Source organism: Kaistia adipata DSM 17808 (assembly GCF_000423225.1).
Taxonomy (GTDB): domain Bacteria; phylum Pseudomonadota; class Alphaproteobacteria; order Rhizobiales; family Kaistiaceae; genus Kaistia; species Kaistia adipata.
Map to the genome: position 1 here is coordinate 468,568 of NZ_AUHO01000010.1, position 21,525 is coordinate 490,092.

23 protein-coding genes are annotated in these 21,525 nt (G+C 63.5%); 9 read left to right on the forward strand and 14 right to left on the reverse strand.

The annotated features are described in order from the left end of the window. Positions 1 to 325 precede the first annotated feature (325 nt). From G539_RS0111055 to G539_RS24440, 7 genes are all read right to left on the reverse strand, one after another. Positions 326 to 610, reverse strand: coding sequence for a hypothetical protein (locus tag G539_RS0111055; RefSeq protein ID WP_425402353.1), 285 nt, complete (start codon positions 608 to 610; stop codon positions 326 to 328). Next, on the reverse strand, positions 564 to 980 hold the full coding sequence (locus tag G539_RS0111060) for a hypothetical protein (protein ID WP_029075261.1): 417 nt from the start codon (positions 978 to 980) through the stop codon (positions 564 to 566). Before G539_RS0111060 ends, G539_RS0111055 begins: the two co-directional genes overlap by 47 nt. Before the next feature lie 69 nt (positions 981 to 1,049). Next, on the reverse strand, positions 1,050 to 1,754 hold the full coding sequence (locus tag G539_RS0111065; protein WP_245576859.1) for a hypothetical protein: 705 nt from the start codon (positions 1,752 to 1,754) through the stop codon (positions 1,050 to 1,052). Positions 1,755 to 1,761: 7 nt separating this feature from the next. Further along, positions 1,762 to 3,936: a ParB/RepB/Spo0J family partition protein gene (locus G539_RS0111070; protein WP_029075263.1), complete on the reverse strand. Its 2,175-nt coding sequence runs from the start codon at positions 3,934 to 3,936 to the stop codon at positions 1,762 to 1,764. 165 nt (positions 3,937 to 4,101) lie between these two features. Next, a complete protein-coding gene (locus G539_RS0111075; RefSeq protein ID WP_035830975.1) occupies positions 4,102 to 5,049 on the reverse strand; it encodes a hypothetical protein in 948 nt (315 codons plus the stop codon). Beyond that, entirely contained in the window at positions 5,049 to 6,002 is a 954-nt protein-coding gene (locus G539_RS0111080; protein WP_029075265.1) for an ArdC family protein, read from the reverse strand. Before G539_RS0111080 ends, G539_RS0111075 begins: the two co-directional genes overlap by 1 nt. Before the next feature lie 175 nt (positions 6,003 to 6,177). Further along, complete coding sequence (locus G539_RS24440) at positions 6,178 to 6,555, reverse strand: XRE family transcriptional regulator (protein ID WP_084639941.1); 378 nt, start codon at positions 6,553 to 6,555, stop codon at positions 6,178 to 6,180. Positions 6,556 to 7,082: 527 nt separating this feature from the next. Here G539_RS24440 and G539_RS0111090 point away from each other — a divergent pair. Genes G539_RS0111090 through G539_RS0111105 form a run of 4 tightly spaced genes read left to right on the forward strand, consistent with a single transcriptional unit; the run spans position 7,083 to position 11,637 of the window. Further along, a complete protein-coding gene (locus tag G539_RS0111090) occupies positions 7,083 to 8,294 on the forward strand; it encodes a nucleotidyltransferase domain-containing protein (RefSeq protein WP_029075266.1) in 1,212 nt (403 codons plus the stop codon). Next, positions 8,291 to 10,009, forward strand: a complete 1,719-nt coding sequence (locus G539_RS0111095) for a ThiF family adenylyltransferase (protein WP_029075267.1) — start codon at positions 8,291 to 8,293, stop codon at positions 10,007 to 10,009. The genes G539_RS0111090 and G539_RS0111095 overlap by 4 nt, the downstream gene beginning before the upstream one ends. After that, positions 9,990 to 10,481 (forward strand): M67 family metallopeptidase, encoded by a 492-nt coding sequence (locus G539_RS0111100; RefSeq protein WP_029075268.1) that lies wholly within the window; start codon positions 9,990 to 9,992, stop codon positions 10,479 to 10,481. The genes G539_RS0111095 and G539_RS0111100 overlap by 20 nt, the downstream gene beginning before the upstream one ends. A 25-nt stretch (positions 10,482 to 10,506) precedes the next feature. Continuing rightward, positions 10,507 to 11,637 carry an SAVED domain-containing protein gene (locus G539_RS0111105; RefSeq protein ID WP_029075269.1) on the forward strand — a complete coding sequence of 377 codons (1,131 nt, stop codon included), beginning with the start codon at positions 10,507 to 10,509 and terminating at the stop codon, positions 11,635 to 11,637. Positions 11,638 to 11,803: 166 nt separating this feature from the next. Here the strand turns inward: G539_RS0111105 and G539_RS26695 are convergent. The 7 genes from G539_RS26695 to G539_RS0111150 form a co-directional block, all read right to left on the reverse strand. After that, positions 11,804 to 12,870, reverse strand: a protein-coding gene (locus G539_RS26695; RefSeq protein ID WP_156911931.1) for an IS630 family transposase whose coding sequence is annotated in 2 segments (ribosomal slippage) — positions 11,804 to 12,384 and positions 12,384 to 12,870 — 1,068 coding nt in all. Because the reading frame shifts where the segments join, the coding sequence is not laid out codon by codon here. 83 nt (positions 12,871 to 12,953) lie between these two features. After that, complete coding sequence (locus G539_RS24450) at positions 12,954 to 13,316, reverse strand: XRE family transcriptional regulator (protein WP_029075272.1); 363 nt, start codon at positions 13,314 to 13,316, stop codon at positions 12,954 to 12,956. A gap of 1 nt (position 13,317) precedes the next feature. Next, positions 13,318 to 13,686 carry a type II toxin-antitoxin system RelE/ParE family toxin gene (locus G539_RS0111125; RefSeq protein WP_029075273.1) on the reverse strand — a complete coding sequence of 123 codons (369 nt, stop codon included), beginning with the start codon at positions 13,684 to 13,686 and terminating at the stop codon, positions 13,318 to 13,320. Positions 13,687 to 13,698: 12 nt separating this feature from the next. Beyond that, positions 13,699 to 14,001, reverse strand: coding sequence for a helix-turn-helix domain-containing protein (locus G539_RS24455; protein ID WP_029075274.1), 303 nt, complete (start codon positions 13,999 to 14,001; stop codon positions 13,699 to 13,701). Then, positions 13,994 to 15,418, reverse strand: a complete 1,425-nt coding sequence (locus tag G539_RS0111135) for a tyrosine-type recombinase/integrase (protein WP_029075275.1) — start codon at positions 15,416 to 15,418, stop codon at positions 13,994 to 13,996. The genes G539_RS24455 and G539_RS0111135 overlap by 8 nt, the downstream gene beginning before the upstream one ends. Before the next feature lie 508 nt (positions 15,419 to 15,926). After that, a complete protein-coding gene (locus G539_RS0111145; RefSeq protein ID WP_051231292.1) occupies positions 15,927 to 16,613 on the reverse strand; it encodes an outer membrane protein in 687 nt (228 codons plus the stop codon). A 395-nt stretch (positions 16,614 to 17,008) separates the two neighbouring features. Further along, positions 17,009 to 17,188 (reverse strand): hypothetical protein, encoded by a 180-nt coding sequence (locus tag G539_RS0111150; protein WP_029075278.1) that lies wholly within the window; start codon positions 17,186 to 17,188, stop codon positions 17,009 to 17,011. A gap of 434 nt (positions 17,189 to 17,622) precedes the next feature. Here G539_RS0111150 and G539_RS27670 point away from each other — a divergent pair, with 434 nt between their 5' ends. The 5 genes from G539_RS27670 to G539_RS0111175 all read left to right on the forward strand — a co-directional run bounded on the left by G539_RS27670 (position 17,623) and on the right by G539_RS0111175 (position 21,525). Beyond that, positions 17,623 to 17,757 (forward strand): hypothetical protein, encoded by a 135-nt coding sequence (locus tag G539_RS27670; protein ID WP_281173896.1) that lies wholly within the window; start codon positions 17,623 to 17,625, stop codon positions 17,755 to 17,757. 380 nt (positions 17,758 to 18,137) lie between these two features. Beyond that, positions 18,138 to 18,947: a universal stress protein gene (locus G539_RS0111160; RefSeq protein ID WP_245576860.1), complete on the forward strand. Its 810-nt coding sequence runs from the start codon at positions 18,138 to 18,140 to the stop codon at positions 18,945 to 18,947. Positions 18,948 to 19,098: 151 nt separating this feature from the next. Continuing rightward, entirely contained in the window at positions 19,099 to 19,794 is a 696-nt protein-coding gene (locus G539_RS0111165; RefSeq protein ID WP_029075280.1) for a CBS domain-containing protein, read from the forward strand. Positions 19,795 to 19,846: 52 nt separating this feature from the next. Beyond that, the gene (locus G539_RS0111170; protein ID WP_029075281.1) at positions 19,847 to 20,545 is read left to right on the forward strand and encodes a CBS domain-containing protein; all 699 of its coding nucleotides are present in this window, start codon (positions 19,847 to 19,849) and stop codon (positions 20,543 to 20,545) included. Beyond that, positions 20,542 to 21,525 (forward strand): zinc-dependent alcohol dehydrogenase family protein, encoded by a 984-nt coding sequence (locus tag G539_RS0111175; protein WP_029075282.1) that lies wholly within the window; start codon positions 20,542 to 20,544, stop codon positions 21,523 to 21,525. The genes G539_RS0111170 and G539_RS0111175 overlap by 4 nt, the downstream gene beginning before the upstream one ends.

Below are 21,525 nucleotides of genomic sequence, written 5' to 3' on the forward strand. Positions count from 1 at the left end.
AGGCCAGGCGCTCCAAGTGTCGGAGGGTGAGAGGCAGGTCCCGCCGATTATGAAAGCGCCCGCCTGCAGGTTTGCAGGCGGGCGCGATGATCATGGATTCGTCGGCGACGATCATCCAGACATGGCGGGGCCGTATTTCAGGCTGTGAGGCTTCATCGTCCAGCAAAAGGAGCATTTCACCTCGTTGTCGCAAAAGAGGGTTCTAGAGGGATATGGAGTAGATGTAGTTCTCCGCTTCGTCGTTCTTGGCTCTGCACTGCAAGCGTATCGGCGGCCCGTAGTGTTTCTCTGCGCACCTGCCTGCAAGGTTGGGGCGACCTCACCGTTATACAAGGAAATCCAGCTCTCCGCGCGGCTTCCATCCGGCGAGGTAGGCGATCCAGCATGAGGCGGCCGAGCCGAATTTTGAGGGAGATGCCCAGGATTTCCGCGATTCGCTGGAAATCCCCGAGACGGTTTCATACCGGTCGTGGTCGAAACAGCCTTCACGATACGAGGCCCGCGCATTGTCCTTGGCGTCATCGGAAAGCTCGTCGAGCCGATAGAGGGTCGTTTCGATGATCTCAGGAATCGGGGGCGCCTCCATCGAGAACCTGGGCAAGCCAGCCATCGGTGTAGATCCAGGCGATGGTTTCGCCGGTGGCGAGATCGAGGACATGCGCGCCGCCGCCGAAGCCGTCGAGGCGCGGCCGCGAACAGGTGTTGGCATATTGGAAGCCCCAGCGGCCGGAGAGACCGAACGCCGCCGCGCACCGCTGGACGAACTGGATGACACGCGCGGGATCGCCGGTGGCATCGTCGCGCATCCAGAGCTGCGTGCCGCCATGCTCGGACTCGATCGAAAGGAGAAAGCTTTCCGATGGCGGGTCTTCGGCGGCGTTCTCGGCGGCGAGCGTGTTGTAGATTTCGAGCGCGCGAGCGGCATTGTCGGGCGTGCCCACGTCGAGCAGGCAGGAAAAGCGGGTGAAATATTCGGCCATGACTGGCTCCTGAAACGACGAAACCCGGCGCATGGCCGGGTCGAATGGATGAAAGAGCGTGGCGGAAAGTCAGGCGGCGAGCGGCAATCGCAGAAGCGCGGCGACCGTCTCGCGCCACGGCGCATCGACCAGCCGCGCTTCGAGTTGGCTGGCGCGGTAGCGATATTCGCGAGCCGGGCCGTGCTCGCCGCGACCGGCCGCGGCGAAGGCGGCGCCACGCAGTTTGCTGGCCTCGGTCACGATCTGGCTGGCCTCGGCGTCGGATGCGACCGGCTGCTGCCAGAGGATAATCCCGGCTCGGATCGTTCCGGCGAGCACGAGCCCCTGATCGCAATCCTGAATGACCATGATGCGCGGGCGAAAGCGCAGCATGTCGTCGGTTCCGGCGCGGATGTCGCCGCCTGCGAGACGGCGGCCGGCGAGCGACATGGCCTCTTCGGGCGACGGGCATTCGCCGATGACGAGGATATGGTCGAAACCATCGGCTTCATTGCTGCCGTCGTAGCTGGCGGTGCCGATGCAGGAGATGCGCAACGGGAATTTCTGTGCGCGCTGCAGGGTCGGCAGGACGTGGCGGGCGAGAATGGCGCCGATCGAGGCGACGCGGGATTGGCGGGAAAAGATCATGGGATTCACTCCGCGACGGTCGGCGGAAGCCTCTCCTCCACCTCGTAACCCGTCACGGCCAGGCCGTCCGGCCTCTGCCTCTCTCCACTCTGGAAGGTTGGCTGTGGCCAGCATGAAAAATGCGCCCCACCGGATGATGGGGCGCATGTTTCGATCAGTCGGCCGCGACGAGCGCGACGTGCTCGTCTTCAGCCTCAGCGGCTTCATCCTCGTCACCATCGCCTGCCAGGAAGTCCGGCAAGGTCTCGCCGTCACCGGCATCGCCAGCATTCGCGGCGTCACCGTCGACGTCCACCAGGCGCAGCGGCTCGGGCAGCCAGCCGGTTTCGGCCAGCAGGCGCTCGGCTTCCTTCGCCATGTCGCCCTTCTTCAGATGGCTGATGAGCTGGGCGGCGCGCTCGCCCGCACCTTCGCGGACGGCTTCGAGGATGCGCGGCTTGGTCACGCGGCCGAGATAGTTGTCGACCGTGGGCCTCCAGCCGGCGTCGGCCACCATGTCGAAGCCGGTAGCGCGGGCGATGCGATCGGCACCGGAGAGGCGACGATCTAGTCCGAACTGCGAGACGCCGGAACCGCTGTGCGGATTGGGCCGCTCGTAGAGGGCGTTGACGCCATAGCTGACGCAATGAGCCAACAACGCCATCCGGCTGGCGTCGTCGAGCGCGGCGATCCAGTCCCAGAGCGCACCTTCGTCGGAGGGCACATCGGCCTTCCAGGCGTCGAAGCGTTCGTCGATGGCCTTGGCCGAGGGCGTGTCGCTGAGATCACCGCCCTGCACACCGAAATGCTGCTGGCGCACGGAGATCTCCATGCAGCCGGTCGGCGCCGAGTAGTGATAACGCTGCATGACCATGCGGTGCAGGAGCGCCGTCATCGCCACATGCGGGTTGTTGGCGAGCGCGTCGTGGAGCGCGAGCGTGCGATGGGCGGTGAGTTCGATCACCAGCCGTTCGGGAAGCGGCTTGATGCTGTCGTCCTCCTCGTCCTCCGCATCGACCGGCTCGCCGCCGATGGTGATGACGGCGCGCTGCACGCCGACCTGGGCCGCGACCGCGCCGCCTTCGGCATCGGACTCGCCATCGCCGGCATCCTCCTCGCCGTCGACGGTGACGAGCGCCTCGTCCTCGGGACGAACGTAGCCGCGCGCAACGACAAGCTCGCCGGCGCGGTCGATGCTGATGAAGACGCCCGCGCGGGCGATCTCGGCAGCGTCATAGATGGCCGGGCGGTTCTCGAAGGTGCTCAGCGCGGCCTCGATCTCGCCGAGGCGCGTGTCGATGTCATCGGGCAACTCGTCGTAATCGGCGTGTTCCGCCTCGAGCCGCTCATATTCCTCGCGCAGCGCCTCGCGGGTGGCGCGTTCCTCCTCGCTCAGATCGGGGAACGTGCCGGTCAGGACGCGAAGGCCGCGATCATGGCCGTAGGGCAGATCGGTATCGACCTCGATCCACTTCCAGCCTTCGGCCGCGACTTCATCGGCGATGGCTTTGAGCTTGTCGGAGACGAGCCGGTCGAGCAGCGCGGGGTTTTCCAGCCAGCCTTCGTCCTCGTCGGAGAAGAGATCGCGCAGCATCACGCCGCCGGCCTGCTCATAGGCTTCGACTCCGACGAACTGCGCGCGCTTGTCATCGGTCGGCACGGTCGTCTCGGTGAGAAGATCGCGAATATTCCAGGGCTGGCGATTGTGCGAACGCTGGATCGCCTCCCAGACCTGTTCCTGTCGGGCATGATCCGGGTTGACGGTGAACGCCTCCAGCATCGCCAGAGTCATCTCGCTGCGTGCATAGGCGTCCAGCAGGGACTGCGCGACGCGGGCGAGCCGGAGCCGCTGGGCGATATAGCGCGGCGTGGTGCGATAGGCGTCGGCGACTTCCTCCTTGGACATACCGCCATCGACCATGCGCTTGAACGCCTTGAACTGGTCGAGCGGATGCAGCGCCAGCCGGATGACGTTCTCGGCGTAGGAATCGTCGACGGCCGAGGTCTTGGCATTGGCCTTCTTGACCAGGCAGGGCACCAAGCCATCGGCGGGGAAGCGGCCTGCCGCGACCAGGCGGGCGATAGCGCGGTAGCGCCTGCCGCCGGCCGGGGTCTCGAAATCGCCGGTCTCGGCGCCGGCATCGTCGAGGACGGCACGGACATTAAGGCCCATCACGAGGTCTTCGCGGCGGTCGATGTCCTGGGTCAGCTCATCGAGGCCCTGTTCGACGTCGATCTCGCGGACATTGCTGTCCGAAAGCCTGATACGGTTGAACGGAATGTCGCGCGCGCGCGAAAATTCGATCATTGGGGCGACGGCGGGGGTCTGCTTGCGTGCGGCCTTGGCCATGGTCTTCACTCCATGACGGACTCCGTGAGGCTCTCTCTCGGATCTCAATCCGTCACGAAGCGAAGCGCCGCCCTCTCACTCTAGGAGGGCAGCGCCACGCGCCATGCTCGCGGGATTGTCGCAGACGCACGCATCCGGCTTTCCGTATTTCCGGCTTTCAGCCGATCAGATTCCGCACATCCCCTCACATTCGTTCTGCCAGAGATCGAGCTGGCCGTGGCCGGCCGCCGTCGTCAGGTCCGCTTCCTCCAGCGGCACCGCAGAGCGGTGAAGATAGACTTCGCCACGAATGCCGCGAAGGCCAGTGCGGATCATGGCGTCGAGCGACACGGCGTCGTCCCACGCCTCGGGATCATTGTCGCGCAGGCTCCGCCATGCGGCATCCGAATGAAAGGGACAGCCTATGCAGGCGCTCTTGGGTGGCCGGGGATAGTCGTGGCGCTCCAGCCAGCGCAGGCAGTCGTGCCGGGTCATGCCCCGCTCGATCAGTGGCCAGCGGTTGACCTGCCAGTCCTCGAACGACGGCTTCATGCGCAGCGCCTCATCGAGTGAAATGCCGATCCATTGCTCGGAGACCGGCGATCCAGGCGAGCGCCGTCCGGCTATGCCGAGCAGATCGCGCACCTTCCGGCGGATCGGCACGATCTTGTAGGAAGAGGTGCATTGCCGGCGGATCATGCCGACGCCGATGCGCTCGGTTTTCAGAATGCGGGAGCCGACGGGAACGAGGTCGCCGTTATCGTCCTCATCATAGACGGGCAGCTCGGAGCCGGCGGGCGTGACCGTGCGGGTGAAAGCCGGGATCGAAGCCCATCGTTCACCGCGCGAAGCCGCAATGAGGTCTGCACGCAAATTCCCGGCTGACACGATATGGACGGGGAACGGCAGGACGTTGGGCGTTCTGAGCCAGGCGAGATGCTCATAGACCGCCTTGGGCTCCCAGCCGGTGTCGGCGAAAATCGCGCAATCCGGCATGGGGCCGATTTCACCATGAGCGGCCATCAGGGCGAGCGTGGTGGACTGGACGCCCGCACCGAGACTGAGCACGCGCAACTGTATGTCGGCTGCGAGGCAGGGATCGGGCACGAAGCCGGGGAAAGCGAGCGCGTTCATCACGCGGCCCTCCGCATATCGTCGGTGTCGGGAAGATGCTCGGCATCCGGCAGGAAGGACAAGAGCCAGTCCGCCGCCTTGCTCGCCTGCGAAGCGCAGCGGACGATGGCGCGATTGTCCTCGCGCAGAACTTCCAGCCAGGAGCCGATGTAGTCGGCATGGCGCACGGTCGGGACGATGCCGAGCGAAGCGCAGCAGAATGCCGAGGTCAATTCGGCCGTGATTTCCTCGACCGAATAGAGCTTCGAGCCGAAGGAGCCGGAGAGATTCCGGTTCAGCCGGTGCGCTGCGCCGCTGGCATGACCGAGTTCGTGCAGCGCCGTCCGGTGCCAGTTGATCGGGTCGAAATAGGCGGCCGGCGGCGGCACCTGCACATAGTCGAGAGACGGCACGTAGAACGCCCTGTTGCCACCGATGCGGAAGTCGATGCCGGTCGCCTTGATCAGCGCCTCGACCTGGGGCTCGATCATGCCGGGCGGCGGCGGAGGCACGATCGCCTCGATGTCGTCGGGCAGGTCGTCGCATTGCGCCGTATTGAACACCGTGAAGCGCTTGAGGAATGGGATCGCCTGCGCTTTCTCGCCGGCCTCGAAGGCGCGGCGCTTTTCATCCTCCGGCGTGAAGCGATCGGCATAGACGACGGTGGTGCCGCGCTCGCCCTTGCGGACATGGCCGCCGAGTGACAGCGCCTGCCGAAAGGTGAGCCAGCCCTGACCGGGGAAGCCATGTTCGACGACGGCGCCCCAGAGGATCAGGACATTGATGCCGCTGTAGCTGCGCGCGGTCGCGGCGTTCTTCGGCAGGCCGAGCGGGGCTTTGGCAGCCGAGGTTCCCCAAGGCTGCACCCACGGGACGCGGCCGGCTTCCAGCTCGGCGATGATCTTGTCGGTGATTTCGTCATAGAGGTTCGCCCGGTCGACGCCGGTGCAAGGGGTGCGATCATGTCTGGACATCGCGGTTCTCCGCGACGGGCGCCGGAAGACTCTCTCCCGGTCCTCAACCCGTCACGGAAAACCCGTCCGCACTCTCACTCTACAGGGGGCGTTGCGGGGTCTCCCCGCAGAAGGGGGTGTGCCGGCGACCTCGGCGCCGGCCAGGGGGAAGGCTTTCCCCCTTCACCTCAACTGCTCACCTTGTTCCGGCCTGCTTTCGACGGCGGGCCACAGTGCGAACGCCAGCGCTTTCGCCCATGGTCATGTCACCCAGGCTATGGAGATGAAACGCCGGATGCGATGGCAGCTTCACCGTGAGTTCGAGCTTGCCGCCGATGGCTTCGACATAGCTGCGTAGCGTCGAGAGATACATATCCGCCTGCTTCTCGATCTTGGACACCGACGGCTGCTTGATGTTGAGGGCCGAGGCGATGTCTTCCTGCGCCTTGCCGGCGATCTGGCGAAGCTCGCGCAGACTCTCTACCTCCTGCCGCAATTCCTGATAGCGCGCCTCGATAGCTGCCTGTTCGTCAGCAGGAAGCCCGGCGATGATTTCATTCAGGCTCCGTGCCATCTCAACGTCCCTTCTTTGCGGATTTCAGGCTTTCCACATGCTCGGAAAACCGGAGATCCGCTTTTGCGATGAGCTGCCGGTAGAACCGAGCGCAGATCGACCTCATCTGATGATATCAGTTCGTAACAGTAGACGCGCTCTCTATAGACAGGGTCACCTCCATCCACAGGCAAATGAAAATAGATAACATCAATAACTGCCGTGGCTTCCCGAGTGACGCGGTCTAGTTCTTCCATTTTTCTCTCGACGATGTGATCGATATTCGCCATTCCTTAAGAAGCGAGCAACTCCAAAGCCGCTAATGGCAAGACATATAGCAGCGCCCCCCTTGATCGGCCTTTGGCGCCAGCCTACATGTTATTGGTAGGCGGTAATTGCCGTGGGGGCACTATCCATTCTGCTTCGTTTGTCGCGACGCACCCGGTCCGGCTTTAGGCATAGCCGATCCGAGTTGTCGAACGACATGCGCCATCTGGCGCGGGCACCGGTGGTCGTGCTCATCACTGGGTCTGCAGGATGAGGACACGATGGTTACGATTACTAAGGAAGCCGAGGGCTACCTCGAGGCGCTGGCAGACGAGCTCACGATCTCACCCGCCAGATACGAGCAGGCGGTCGCTCGGTACGAGTCTTTAGGCAAGTGGCTGCATCGTGACGCTTCGAAGGTGAAACAGTACGACCCGCAGGTCTACTCGCAGGGTTCGTTCCGGCTGGGCACAGTCATCAAGCCCGAGGACGAAAACGGCCAGTATGACATCGACTCGGTTTGCGAGTTGACCGCCCTGAAGAAGGAACAGTTGACCCAGTATGCGCTTAAGGAACTGCTTCGGGTCGAGATCGAGGCGTATCGCACGGCACAGGCGATGGTGAAGCCGCTCGGCGAAGGCCGTCGTTGCTGGACGCTCGAATATGCCGACGGTGCCCAATTCCACATGGATATCGTGCCGGCGCTGCCAAATGGCGCGTCCACAAGGTTGTTGCTGGAGTCTCGCGGCCTAGACGCGCAGTGGGCCGGCACGGCGATCGCCATCACGGACAACAAGCACCCACTGTTTTATCAGCCTACCACCGAATGGCCCCGCTCCAACCCGAAGGGCTATGCCAACTGGTTCCGTTCGCGGATGGCTGTGGCTTTCGCGCGCAAGCGCCGCAAGCTTGCCGAAGCGGCCCAAGCCAGCGTTGAGAGCATTCCCGAATACCGGGTAGTCACCCCGTTGCAACAGGCGATCATGATCCTGAAACGGCATCGCGATCAGATGTTCGCGGAACGCAAGGATGTCAAACCGATCTCTGTCATCCTCACGACCCTGTCCGCCCACGCATACGAAGGCGAGGAAACAATCGGCCAAGCCCTCGTTTCGATCCTGGCCAACATGCACCGCTTCATCGACTTCGATGGCGTCCGGTCCTACATACCTAACCCGTCTGATCCACTCGAGAACTTCGCCGACAAATGGGCCGATCATCCGGAACGCCGGGCGGCGTTCTTCGAATGGCTGGAAGCAGCCCGGCGAGACTTCTTCTATGCAGCGCAGGTGACCAGTCGTCAGATGATCACCGACTCCGTTGCTCCCCGCATCGGCCGTGGCCTTGCCGAGAGGGCCAGGGATCGTGCGGCACCAAAGCCGGCTTCATCGCTCCTGCGTCCCGCTACGGCAGCATCCGCCGCCGCGGCTGCACCAACCTTCCCTGCGGCGGCGCGCGTTCCGGGCAAACCGGCAGGGTTCGGCGGCAGATGATCTGGTGGGTTTCGGATCCGGACCGGGGCCTGTCGGAGCGGCTTGCGATCGCTCGGCTCGAGCAGTCTGCCGACTGGCTTCAGAACGCACGGTGGCGCCTCGACGGCCTGAAGTTGCTCCTGGATTTTGAGATTGTCGAAGCCGAATCCAGGTGGCGTCTCGTGATGCACTACCCAGACTTCTTCCCTTCTATCCCGCCGTTGGTATTCAACGCGGACGGCGAGCGCCTATCCGGGCATCAATATGGTCTGTCAGGCGAACTTTGCCTGGAGTATCGACCCGACAACTGGGAGCTTAGTTGGACTGGCGCGATGATGATCGAAAGCGCCCATCGACTACTCGTTGGGGAGAGCGCGGAGCTGGCGGGTCACGGGGTTCCGTCAGCTCATGCCGTATCCGAAGGCCAGCGTCTTCGCGGGAGCTATCTCAGGCTGGTCATACCCGATGAACCATTGCGACTAATCCAGGCGATGGCTGATGGCCACACGGAGCCGATCGAGGTCGAAGAACACTATTATGGCGAAGCCGCGGTTGCCCATCTGACCGCCCTGGGTGGAGACGGTGATCGGATATGGCATCGGAGCAAGCCGGTCTCGACTGCATCCAACTACAAAGGCACCGCAGTTCGTATTCCACGGGGTCTAAAATTTCCGGGACCGGCCACCGAAAAGACCCTGGAGGTTGCCCTCAAGTCTGCGGGCATCACCACTGAATATCCGGCGTGGCCGCCTGGAACCTACCTGCTGGTAGATGACACAACCGCGTGGTTGGCGATGGTCTACCGCAAGGCCGATGGTGTCGTTCAGGATTACGGCTACGCCACGTTTGTTATCGATGCCGACCAACAGCGACTGCCCACCATGAACGCGGCGCTGGCCGACAAACGGATCGCGCTGATCGGATGCGGGTCACTCGGATCGAGAACAGCAGCAATGCTTGTGCGATCGGGTGCCCGGAAGCTCGAACTGTTCGACGACGACATTCTCTCTCCCGGCAACCTGGTGAGGAACGAGTTGGATTGGCGTGGTGTCGGGGCGCACAAGGCCAAGGCACTGCGGGCACGGCTGCTCGAGATTGCCCCCGAGGCGAAGATCACGGTGCAGATAGTGAACCTTGGTGGCCAGGAGAGTTCCGAGTGGACCGCCACCGCGCTGGAGACGCTTTCCAACTGTGACCTGATCATCGACGCTACGGCGGACGCGACTGTTTTCGGCCTCGCTGCTGCTGCCGCGAGATTCAAGGGCCGTCCAATGGTATGGGGCGAGGTGTTCGGGGGAGGGATCGGCGGAATCGTTGCGCGGTCCCGACCCGGTCACGATCCGGCTCCCGACGTGGCGCGCCGCCAAATCTTGACGTGGTGTGACGGCAAGGGCGTCGAGTGGGAGATGCCCTCTCGACAGATGGAGTACGGCATCCTGCGGGCAGATCAGGCCCCGTTGATCGCAGACGATGCCGACGTTTCCGTAATTGCCAGTCACTTAGCGCGGCTCGCGATCGACACGCTTCGCGGCGGGGGGAGCCAGTTCCCCGCACCGGCGTATGCAGTCGGCCTCGGGGAAGGTTGGATATTCACTGCCCCATTCGATACGCACCCCATCACCTATACCGGCACGGAAGGCTGGGACGCGGGATCGTCGCCCGACGAAGTGAAACTGAAAGAGCTCGTGACCCTCCTCTTCCCCGAACAGGCCCAAGATGCAGATCGCCCTGCCTAGCTCTGTTCGCAAGAAGATTTGCAAGGAACTGTCCTTATCAGGGCGCCGGGAAACCGGGGGGTTGCTGCTTGCCGAGCAACTCGACGACGAAGGGCGATTTCGGGTCGTGGACGTCACTGTGGACCCGAGGGGCGGCGAGAGCGCGTACTTCGAGCGTCGTCCGGAACTGCACGCACAGGCACTGGAAGCCTTCTTCGAGAAGAATGGCAACGACTTCAGTCGTTTCAACTACTTGGGGGAATGGCATTCCCATCCACGCTTTCCGGTGAGCCCCAGCACGACCGACATCAGGACCATGCAAGCGATGGTCGAGGACGCCGGAAACATCGACTTCTCGGTCTTGATGATCGTTCGGCTGCGGATGTTCGTGATGCTGCAGGTGGGAACGTACCTGTTCATGCGCGGCCAAAGTCCGCAACGCGTCGAGATGATCGACGACCCGGTGTCACGACCGAAAAGAAGATTCATCTGAAGGCGTCGGCAATTGGAGGGGCGACATGTCTAAGACTGCTATTCCACCAAAAGTTGCAAATGCGCTTTGGGCAAAGGCTGGGGGGCGGTGTCAGTTTCGTGGATGCAACAAGCTCCTGATCGGTGACTTGATCGCCGGCAAGCGTACGGGCAAGTTCGGTTATATCGCCCACATCGTCGCCGACGAGGCTGGAGGTCCCAGGGGTGATCCCGTGAGATCGCCACTGCTTGCGCAAGACATCGACAACCTGATGCTGATGTGTCCCGTCCACCATAAGGCGATCGATGTGGACTATCTGGCCGACTACCCCGAGGATGTCCTCCTGGCCATGAAAGCGGAGCATGAGGACCGCATCGAGATCGTTACCGACATGGATGTCGACCGTGTCTCCCATGTCGTCAGGTTCGCGGCGACTATTGGCCAGCGTGACTCCTTGGTAACAACCCGTTCGATCTTCAGCGCCATGCCTCCGGATCACCATCCCGCCGAAGGCCGGACAATCGACATCGAGTTGATCGGGTCGGAGCGCAAGGATCACGAAGAAGTCTACTGGACCGAGCAGAACGAGAACCTCGAGCGCCTTTTCGCCCGCAAAATCAAGGAACGCATCGAGCAGCGGGAAATTCGCCAACTCAGCGTCTTCGCGTTGGCGCCGCAGCCGTTGCTCATCCGTCTCGGGACGCTTCTTGGCGACATAGTACCGGTCTCGGTGCATCAAAAGCACCGCGAACCGGACACCTGGAAATGGCTGCCCGACCAGCCGCGCATTGCCTACAAAGTCAACGAGTATGGCGGCAGGAAGGACGTGCCGGTCGCGTTGAAGTTGGCCCTGAGCGCCACGGTGAATGACGACCGCATTACCTCGGTATTGGGCGAAAATACTGCCATCTGGTCAATTACCTGCGACCAGCCCGGCAATGACATCATGCGACGGAAAGACGACCTCGCCGCCTACAAGCATTTGCTGCGCGACCTATTCAACCGGATTAAGGCTTATCACGGGGAAGGCGTGTTGTTGCATGTCTTCCCGGTAGTGCCGGCGTCCGTAGCGGTTGAGACGGGGCGAGTATGGATGCCGAAAGCGGATCTCGCGATGAAACTCTACGACCAGAACCGAACTGCGCAGGCTTTTGTCCCGACGATCACGGTCGGCTAGTAACCAGCGGCAGGGGGCCGGCGCCTCCCTGCTAATATGCGCCCCGAAGAGGGCTGGAATTAGTTATTTGCCACCTGATCTCACGGGGAACCGCCAGCGACGAGCCCCCTCAGTGTACAGATTGTCCCCCATTCACGCCAAGCGCAAGGTCTTATACCAACGGCCCTCAGTTTTGACCGACATGAGCCCATTTCCGGGTGCCGATGGAAGCGATGACGGAGGGCTGCGCCGTGAGCTTGTTCCAGGCCTCGCAGGTGGCATCGAGGATATCGACATAGGTGCCGAAGACGCGGTTTGAGAGCCAGTTGGCGCGCAGATACTGCCAGATGTTCTCGACCGGGTTGAGCTCCGGGGAGCGTGACGGCAGGAAGACGAGGGAGAGGTTCTTCGGCACGATGAGTTTTTCGGTGGTGTGCCACCCGGCGCGATCAAGCAGCAGGACGGCATGCGCCCCTTTGGCGACGGTCGCAGCGACCTCGTCGAGATGGGCCTGCATGGCCCATGTATCGGCGAAGGGCATGACGAGAGCTGCCCCGACGCCACGAGCCGGACAGATCGCCCCGAAGAGGTAGGCGCTCTCGTAGCGCTGATCCGCGGGCTGGCGCGGCCTGGTTCCGCGTCGCGCCCATTGCCGAACCAGGCCGTTCTTCTGGCCGATCCGGGCCTCGTCCTGGAACCAGATCTCGATCCGCTTTCGTTTCGGGACATGGGCGAGGTGGGCCTTCAGCGTCGCTGCGAAGTTTTTTTATACATCTCGACCACCCGCTCGTCCTGAGCCGGGTGATGGGGCCGCGCGCTGATATGGGAAAAGCCGATCTGCTTGAGGAGCTTGCCGATCGTGCGCTCATGATAGACCACGCCGAAGCGTTCCTCGATCACCCGCTTCAGGTCGATCCGGCGCCAGCGGACTACGCCGTCGACTATGGGGTCGGGCCCGGTTTCGACGATGGTTGCGAATGCGGCGATCTGATCCGCCGAAAGCCGCGGCGCATGGCCTTTGCCACGGACGTCCATCAGCCCGTCGGGGCCGTGCTCGTTGAAGCGGTGAACCCAGTCGCGCAGCGTCTGGCGGTCCATGCCACCGATCCGGGCGGCCGCATCCCGGCTCATACCATCCAGCACGGCCGCCAGGGAGAGAAGGCGCCGGCTCTGCCTGGCGTGACGCGAGGCTGCCGCAAGGCGTCGAAGGGCTGCAGCGGTAAAATCACTCCTCAGGGAGACGGCGGCAGGCATGGCGCGAATCCTCCTCGCGCCAACGGAATCACCACAAAAGCTCCGTGGCTACCCTCTTGAGTCAAAACCCGAGGCCGTTGGTATTATGACTTCGTAGTGCCGCGCCTGGCCGATTTTGGACCTTCCGAGAGAGCAAGGTCACCAAGGTGCTGTATTGTGACCGGCGGTCGAGACGGCAACTTGACGATAAGCTCCAACTTCCCGCCGATTGCCTCCACATAGCCGCGCAGGGTCGACAGGTACATGTCGGCTTGCTTCTCGATTTTCGAGACTGAGGGTTGCTTGATCTTGAGGGCAGTCGCGACGTCTTCCTGCGCCCTTCCTGCGATCCGCCGCAGCTCTCGAAGACCCTCTACTTCCTGCTTGAGGTCCTGATAGCGCGCTTCGATCTCCTCCTGCTCGCCCGGAGGCAGACTGGCGATTATATCGTTCAGGCTCCGCGCCATTTTACTTTCCCTTCTTTCCGGGTTTCAGTTTTTCCAGATGTTCGGAAAACCTGAAATCCGCTTTGGCGACCATACGACGATAGAAGAATTTCTGACTTCCGCCGGATTTGTCGCCGGCGACGAGCAGGATTGCCCGTCGCTGCGGGTCGAAGGCGAAGGCTGCGCGCCATTCGCCGTCGGCTGCTTCAAAGCGCAGTTCCTTCATATTTGAGTGCTTCGAACCTTTGAGCGTGTCCGCATAGGGCCGGCCAAGCTGAGGGCCGTAATCGGCCAACAGCTTGGTGACGGCGATCAAGGCGATGCGAACGTCGCGCTCGTAGGCCAAAACCTCAGCTTCGAAGGCTGCATGGAATTGGACTTCCCACATGATATAGCTTTCAGGCTATGTTGCGTCAACGGGAAGGACCCGCGGCGCATGCGGCGAGGCCGATGTCGAACGTCGGCAGCTTTCCGCCCAGGCGTCGAGGTCGGTGACTGCATAGCGGACATAACGGCCGAACTTGTAGAACGCCGGTCCGCTGTCGAGGGAGCGGTAGCACTCGAGCGTATGGGCATCGAGGGCGAGATAGCGCGCCGCAGCCTCGGTATCGACGAAGCGAACCGGACCGGCGTCGTCCACGAATGTCGCTCGCTGCAACAGCTCGGTCGAAGGCCAGCTAGATCCACGGCGCGCCTGTTTAGACATGTTTCACCTCCTTGGTGGGCACGGGTTTGGTGCCCGGAGGCGTGGCGCGATTTTCGCCGGAACGATGACGATAGGGGCGATAGTTCCCCAGGCGCGTCCTAGACGTGTAGCTACCGTCTTCGAAGCCAAGCGGTTTCCCATCCGGCGCCAGTCGGGCCGGGGGCGCTGCTTCGGCCGGAGCTGCCGCAACGACTTCCACCGGCTGCTGGATCACGAGGGCGGGTGGAGTGGTGGGTACAGGGGCGCTGGCCACCACGGATTGCCGCCGCTGAGCCACCGCCTCGGCCGCCGCCCTTACCGGATCGTCTTCCGTGTGGACGTAGCGCATGAACATCGTGACCGTCTTGTGCGCCGTGAGGGCCATGCCGACCTTCACCGGGATTCCGGAATTTGCGATGTCGGTCGCCGCGCGGTGGCGAATGCCATGCGTTCCGATGTGCTGCACTCCTGCACGCGAGAGGATGCGCCGCCAGCCATGATAGTAGGTGTGTTTTGACATTGCCGCTTCGGGGTCGAAAATCGAAGGGCAAACGAACGGCGAACTTTCTAGTCGAGGCGCGGTCTCGAAAAGGCGCAGAGCCTCGGCGCTCATGGGCTTGGACATTCCGCCGGTCTTGCTGTCTGGCCAAACAACACGGCGATTATCGAAATCAACCCACTCCCAACGCATCTCGAGGATTTCGGACATGCGAGCCGCAAACTCGAACTGAAGCCGAACGGCGAGCAAAATGAACGGGTGTTCCAAGCCCTCGGCCTCTGCACGGTCGAGGTACTCATAGAGTTTCCGCAATTCCGCGTCGGGGATAAGCCGTGTCTTTCCGCGCTCGGGGAATTTGGGAATGTGACGGCACGGATTGGACCCATCCGGTCGAAGGCCCCACACCTCGGCCATGTTGAACATCTTCCGCACGGCGGCGAGCACCCGGTTGGCGTTCGTCGGGCTTTTCGACATCTTCTTCATCAGATGCGCGATGTCCGCGCGCGTCACGTCGGGCACCTTGAGCTGCCCCAGGATCGGAAGAATGTAGCGCTTCCCGTATCCACGGTTCGACTTCACCGTCGAAGGTTTATTCCGGCCCTCCGAATACTCCGTGATGAAGCGATCAAACAGCTCCTTCACCGTAAGCGCTTTGCGCGCAGCCTCGCGCTCCGCGCTCGGATCGACACCGCGTCGGACCTCGGCCAACCAATCCTGAGCGATATTTCGAGCCTGCTCGACGGTCACTTCGCCGTAGCGTCCGATGGCGGGCTTTCGGCGTTGACCGTTGTTCGCAACGTAGGCCAGCATGAAGGTCTTGCGACCTGTCGGCGTAACCTTTACCAGAAACCCAGGGACTATCGTGTCCCTGAGTTCGTAATCGCGCCCCTGCGCACTCGCGGCGTCGACAGCGGTCTTTGTGAGCTTGATTTTGGGCATTCCCTAACCTCCGTTGAGGCTGGAAATCAGGTGCAAAATAGGAGCACCTAGAAATCCAACCGTGGCGTAAATCCGGTTAGGTATGGATGATGCGATATCCGAGAAAAGCTAGTGCTTGCAATCGGTTATCGGGAAATCGGATACCCCCGGATAGATAAAGGATAGGGGATATTCGGTCTCTCAAAATCCGGTTCCGAAAGGAGTGTCGGTTCGATTCCGACCGCCCGCACCACCTTCTCTTTTTACGCCACGGCGTAACATCTTGTAATCGTTATTCCATTTTCGATGGTTGCCCTGTCGGCGCGGATCGCGCTTCCGCATGCGCCGATGCGGCCGGGCGCGCCGCTGTTCGCGACCGGCCGCCGCATCACGCACTGGTCGAGAGTCGGCCTGGGTGCGGCCTGTTTCATCGGCGGCTATGCCGTCTTCGCCAAGGGGCGCGACCTATCGCATCAAAAAAGAAAGAGGGCGCCGATGGCGCCCTCCTGACTGGACAGCCGGCGGCCGTTCAGAACTTGTAGCCGATTGTCGCGGTGACCGTGCTGAACTTGGTATCCACGTCGTGATTGGTGAAGCCGCCAGCGTTGCCGCCGCCAAAATTCGTGTTGTCTTGGTTGATGTTGTAGCTGCCGAGATCGACGTAATTGTACTCGATGCCGAGCAGGACATGGTCGGTCACTGCGTATTCGGCGCCGGCTCCCACCGTCCAGCCGGTGCGGGTGTTCTTGGCTTCGACGAAGTCGGAGTCGTCGTGAACATAGTTCGAGACGCGGCCGAACGCCAAGCCGCCCTTGGCGAAGATCTGGGCGCGGTCAAAGGCGTAGCCGATGCGCGGGGTGACCGTGCCGAACCAGTCGACCTTGGTCTCCCAGATGTCGTCTTCATCATAGGGGCTGACGAAGCCGCTCTTGCCGATGTCCGACCAGCTCAGCGAGGCGGCGATGCCGAGTACGACGTTGTTGATCTGGTAGTTGTAGCCAATCTGACCGCCGAACACGCCTCCGTCGATGCTATGGCCCAGTACGTCGCCAGCATTGTCGTTGTAGTGGCCGTCATCGTGGAAGCTGTAATCAACGTCACCCCAGCCATAGCCGCCATGCACGCCGGCGTAGAAGCCGGTCCAGCTGAAGGCTTGCGGAGCGGCGACCGGCGCCGGTTCGTAGGTCAGGTCGGCGGCGAAGGCCGACGATGCCATGAGAACGCTGAGTGCAGCAATTGAGAGAGCCCGCATAAGTACCCCTTGTGTCTCCGTCGTTACGGTTGCGAGATCAGCCTACCTGACGTTAAGGGGAGCTGCTGTAGCGTCAATGCAACAACCATACATAACCGACGGTTGTGGGTGTTGACGGCGCGAGGCGCGGCCGCGTTGCGCGGGGCGGAGGGCCGTGGTTCCGGGGCGATCGCGAACCGGACCGATTGCCGGTTGCAGTTCGGTGTTCCGAAGAAATCGCATTGGCTTCAGCCGCGGCGGCCGGGTTGGCGCGCCGCTCGCGCGATCCTCGCCGGATCGGTGCATGGCAGGCGAATGGCATTCTTCGCGCCGTAGGTCATTTGGCGCGGGCTCCGGGCGATCCCGGTTTTGGTGGCTGTCTAGCCGTGATCGTCGGAGGGCGCCTGCGGCGCGGGGGGCGCCGGGGGCGTCTCGACCATGGTCTGCGCTTCCTGGGATGCCAGCTTGAGCAGATAGGCGAGGTCCCGCATTCCGTCCTGACTGGCCAATTGGCTAAGTTGGTCCGTCAGTTCCTGAATGTAGCGGGCTGTTGATGGCATGGCTCTTCCCAATCCTGAGGAGCGATCGTCCAACCTGGCCGGATCGCTCGAACCTCGCCCCCTGTTCGCAATTGCACGCGAACTCTGATCGTTCCACTGATCGATCAGTCGGTTGACAGAGGCGCGACCGGGTCGGCGATCTCGAAAATGGCGGAGGAGGAGGGCTGCGGCGCCGGTTGCGGGCCGCGCCTTCCGGATGCGCGGCCCGCAGGGGGCCGGATCGGCTCATCGCCTATGCCAAGCGGCTGATATTCCTATGAAAATCATATCCTTCGGTCGGGTTCGCCCCCTCGAAAACCCCATGTCGCCATCGCTAGCCTGTGCGTGCAGCGCGGCGCCGCGAAGATCCGGTGTGCCGCGCGAAAAGGGGACCGAGCACGATGTTTGGCCGTTTCGGCATGCACCATAGCTTTCTCGAGAGCCGTGATCCACGAATGCAGCAGGGGCCGCGCCGAAGCGTGGCGCGGGCGCAAGCCCGCTCGGACGAAGGCGCGGTCCTGATGCGCCTGGCGATCGTCCTGCTGCTGGCCGTCGCGGCCTTTGCCTTCATGCGATGGCTCGCCGCCTGATCCCTTGCTTGGCCACGTTTTCTTCGAGCGAGCCGGATGACGGTTCGCTCAAGGCGAATCGGGGGCAGGGGCCAAAGGCGGAGGGAATGACGCTCGCGGCCATTGCGGGGCGAGGGGACGGCTCGGGTGCATCGCCGCACTGGCCGCTTCGCCGAATGCCGGCGTCCTTGTAGCCGGCGCCGCCGCCGATATACTCGGCTTTATTGCCGTTCTCGCGCTGGCTGAACAATCGATCGCCAGCGAGCGTTGCCTGACCTTGGCGGGAACTGGTTCAAGTTCGTTTCATCTGCCTCGCGATGGCGAGGAGAGCCCTGTCCCCGCGTCGAACCAGAGATGTGAAAAGGCGAAGCATGCCAAACCCTCTTCTCGCTTACCTGCCGATGATCACCTATCCGGACATCGTTCCGGATGAATCCGTCACGGCCGCCGTCGATGTCGCGGCGTCCCTGGGCCTCTCGCTTCAATCCACCGCCTTTTCGGTGGAGATCCCGCGGATGTCTTCGCTGGCGGATGGGTTTCTCATCAATATTTCCGAGCTGGTCCGGGCCACCGAGGCGAACAGCCAGGCCGACTGCCTCCGCCTCCGGGAGCTGGTCCTGCGCCAGGCCGGCGGGCGAATAGAGGCGAACTGCACCGACCGGAAGGTCGCGCTCGGCCTGACGGGGGAAGCGGCGGCCGTCGAGGCTCGGTATTTCGACCTCTCGATCCTGCCCTGGGCCAAGGATAAGCCGGTCATCCAGGAGACGGCGCAAGCGGTTGTCTTCGAAAGCGGACGGCCGGGCATTCTGGTTCCCCCCGCCGCTTCCTCCATGCCCGTCAAGCATGTCGCCATTGCCTGGGACGGAGGGCGGGCCGCGGCCCGGGCGCTCGGGGACGCGATGCCCATCCTCGCTCAGGGCGCCAGCGCTACCGTGCTGACGGTCCAGGACGAGAAGCCGCTGGAGGGACATGGCATCGCGGAGGCGCTGGCGGTTTCCCTGAAACGGCGCGGTATTCGCGCCGAAGCCCGCGGCGTCACGCTCAACGGCAGGCGCATCGCCGAGGCGTTGCAGGAAGCGGCCCTCGATGCCGGCGCTGGCCTGCTGGTCATGGGCGGTTTCGGTCATTCGCGCATGCGCGATTTCATTCTCGGCGGTGCCACCAAGGGGGTGTTCGCGGATCTGCGCCTTCCCGTCCTCCTTTCGCATTGACCCGCTTCGGCCCGGCCCGGCGTCGGTGGAAGGAAGGATCGGCGCCGGGAGGGCTCACGCGCGTTCAATTTCGCGAATGCGATCTTCCGCGCGTCCCGAGCCACCCTATCCTTCGAGGCGTGGAAGAACGGGCCGTTTCGGGGAGCCGCGCATGCTGGTCGAATCGATCATGACTACCCCCGTCATCGCGATCCTGCCGTCGATGACGGTCCGCGAGGCGGCGCGCCTCATGGTGGCGGCGAGATTTGGCGGATTGCCCGTCGTGTCGAAGGACGGCACGCTGGTCGGAATGGTGAGCGAGAGGGACCTGCTGCGGCGCGGCCGGGTGGCGGGGGAGCGGAAGTCGCCCTGGTGGCTCGAATGGTTCGCCAGCGTCGGCAAGACGGCGGAAGACTATGTGGAGATCTACGAGCGGCCGGTCGAGGAAGTGATGTCGCGCAACGTGGTGACGATCGAAAGACAGGCGAATGTCGACGATGTCGCCGACGTGATGGTCCAGCACCAGATCAAGCGCGTGCCCGTGGTTCACCAGGGCAAGGTCATCGGCATCGTGGCGCGCACGGATCTGCTTCGGGGCCTTGCTAGCCGGATGCCGCCGGATGAGGGGCCTCATCCCGATGATGAGAGGATCCAGGCCGAGGTCGAGGCGGCCCTGACCAGGGAACTGGGCGGCAGCTTCGTCCGCCCCCGGGTCAGGGACGGCAATGTCGAACTGCGGGGCATCATTTTCGACGAGGGCACGCGCGCGGCGGCGCGCGCCGCCGTTCAGGGCGTCGCGGGCCTGAAGACGGTCACGGATGAGCTGGTCTGGGTGGAGCCCATGGCGGGGCGGGTCGTCCTGTGTTGATGATGGCGGGAAAGACCGACCTTTCGGGGCGCATGCGATGCGGAGGACGGAAATGCAGGTGAATGCGATCATGACGGCGCCGGTCATCAGCGTCGATCCCTCGATGCCGATCCGGGACGCGGCGCGCCTGATGCTGGCGCATGGGATCAGCGGGTTGCCGGTGGTGTCGAAGCAGGGCGGCGGCCTGGTCGGCATGGTGAGCGAGGGCGACTTCCTGCGCCGGCCGGAGCTCGGTACCGAGCCGACGCGGTCCTGGTGGCTGGAATGGCTGTCGACAGAGGGGTCCGCCGCCGATGACTATGTGCATGTTCATGGCAGGACGGTCGACGATGTCATGACGCGCGATGTCGTGACCGTGCGCGCCGATGCGACCCTGGATGATGTCGTCGGGCTCATGATCAAGCATCGCGTCAAGCGGCTTCCTGTCGTCGAGGATGGCAGGCTCGTGGGAATCATCGCCCGGTCCGATCTTCTCAGGGCCCTGCTGAGCAGCCTGTCCTCGGAGCCGGGCGAAGTCAGCGATGACGACCGCATTCGGGCCGATCTCGAGGCGGAGCTCGCCAAGCAGACCTGGGGCGGGCTGGTGCGCGTGAGCGTGAGTGGTGGCGTCGTCGAACTGCGCGGGGCCATCTTCGACGACCGGGTGCGGGCGGCGACGCGCGTCGCCGCCGAGAACATCGCCGGCGTGAAGTCGGTCAAGGACGAACTGGTCTATGTCGAGCCGCTCTCCGGGCTGGTGATCATGCCGTGAAGGCGATGGTGCTGCAGGCGATCGGACAGCCGCTCGTGATGGAAACGCGGCCCGATTCCGTTCCCGGGCCTGGCCAGATCCGCGTGCGCGTCGAGGCCTGCGCCGTCTGCCGCACCGATCTTCATGTCGTCGACGGGGATCTTCCCGACCCAAGACTGCCGCTTGTTCCCGGCCACGAGATCGTCGGCATTGTCGACGCGCTGGGTGCCGGCGTCGCGTCGCCGGCGCTGGGCGTCCGCGTCGGCATCCCGTGGCTCGCCCATGCCTGCGGTCACTGCCCCTACTGCGCCTCCGGCCGGGAAAACCTCTGCGACGAGCCGGCCTTCACCGGCTATACGCGCGATGGCGGCTTTGCCACCCACGCGGTGGCGGAAGCGGATTTCGCGTTTCCGCTCGAGGGGTTCGAGGACCCCGTCGCGGCGGCGCCGCTGATGTGCGCCGGCGTGATCGGCTGGCGCTCGCTGGTCCTTGCCGGCGAGGCCGCCAGGCTCGGGCTCTACGGCTTCGGTGCCGCCGCCCATATCCTGGCCCAGGTCTGCCGGTGGCAGGGTCGCGAGGTCTATGCCTTTACCCGCCCCGGCGACGAGGCGGCCCAGGCCATGGCCCGTTCGCTCGGCGCGACGTGGGTGGGCGGTTCGGATGAGATGCCGCCGGTGGCCCTGGATGCCGCGATCCTGTTCGCCCCGGTGGGCGCGCTGGTGCCGCTCGCGCTGCGCGCCGTCCGGAAAGGGGGACGGGTCGTCTGTGGCGGCATCCACATGAGCGATATTCCGCGCTTTCCGTATCGCCTTCTCTGGGAGGAGCGGCAGCTGGTTTCGGTCGCCAACCTGACGCGACGGGACGCGGTCGATTTCCTCGCGATCGCGCCCAGGGTTGGCATTCGCCCCGTGACGACCGTCTATCCGCTCGCAGCCGCGAACGAGGCCCTCGGCGACCTGCGCTCGGGCGGCCTGGTGGGGGCCGCCGTCCTCGTGCCCTGA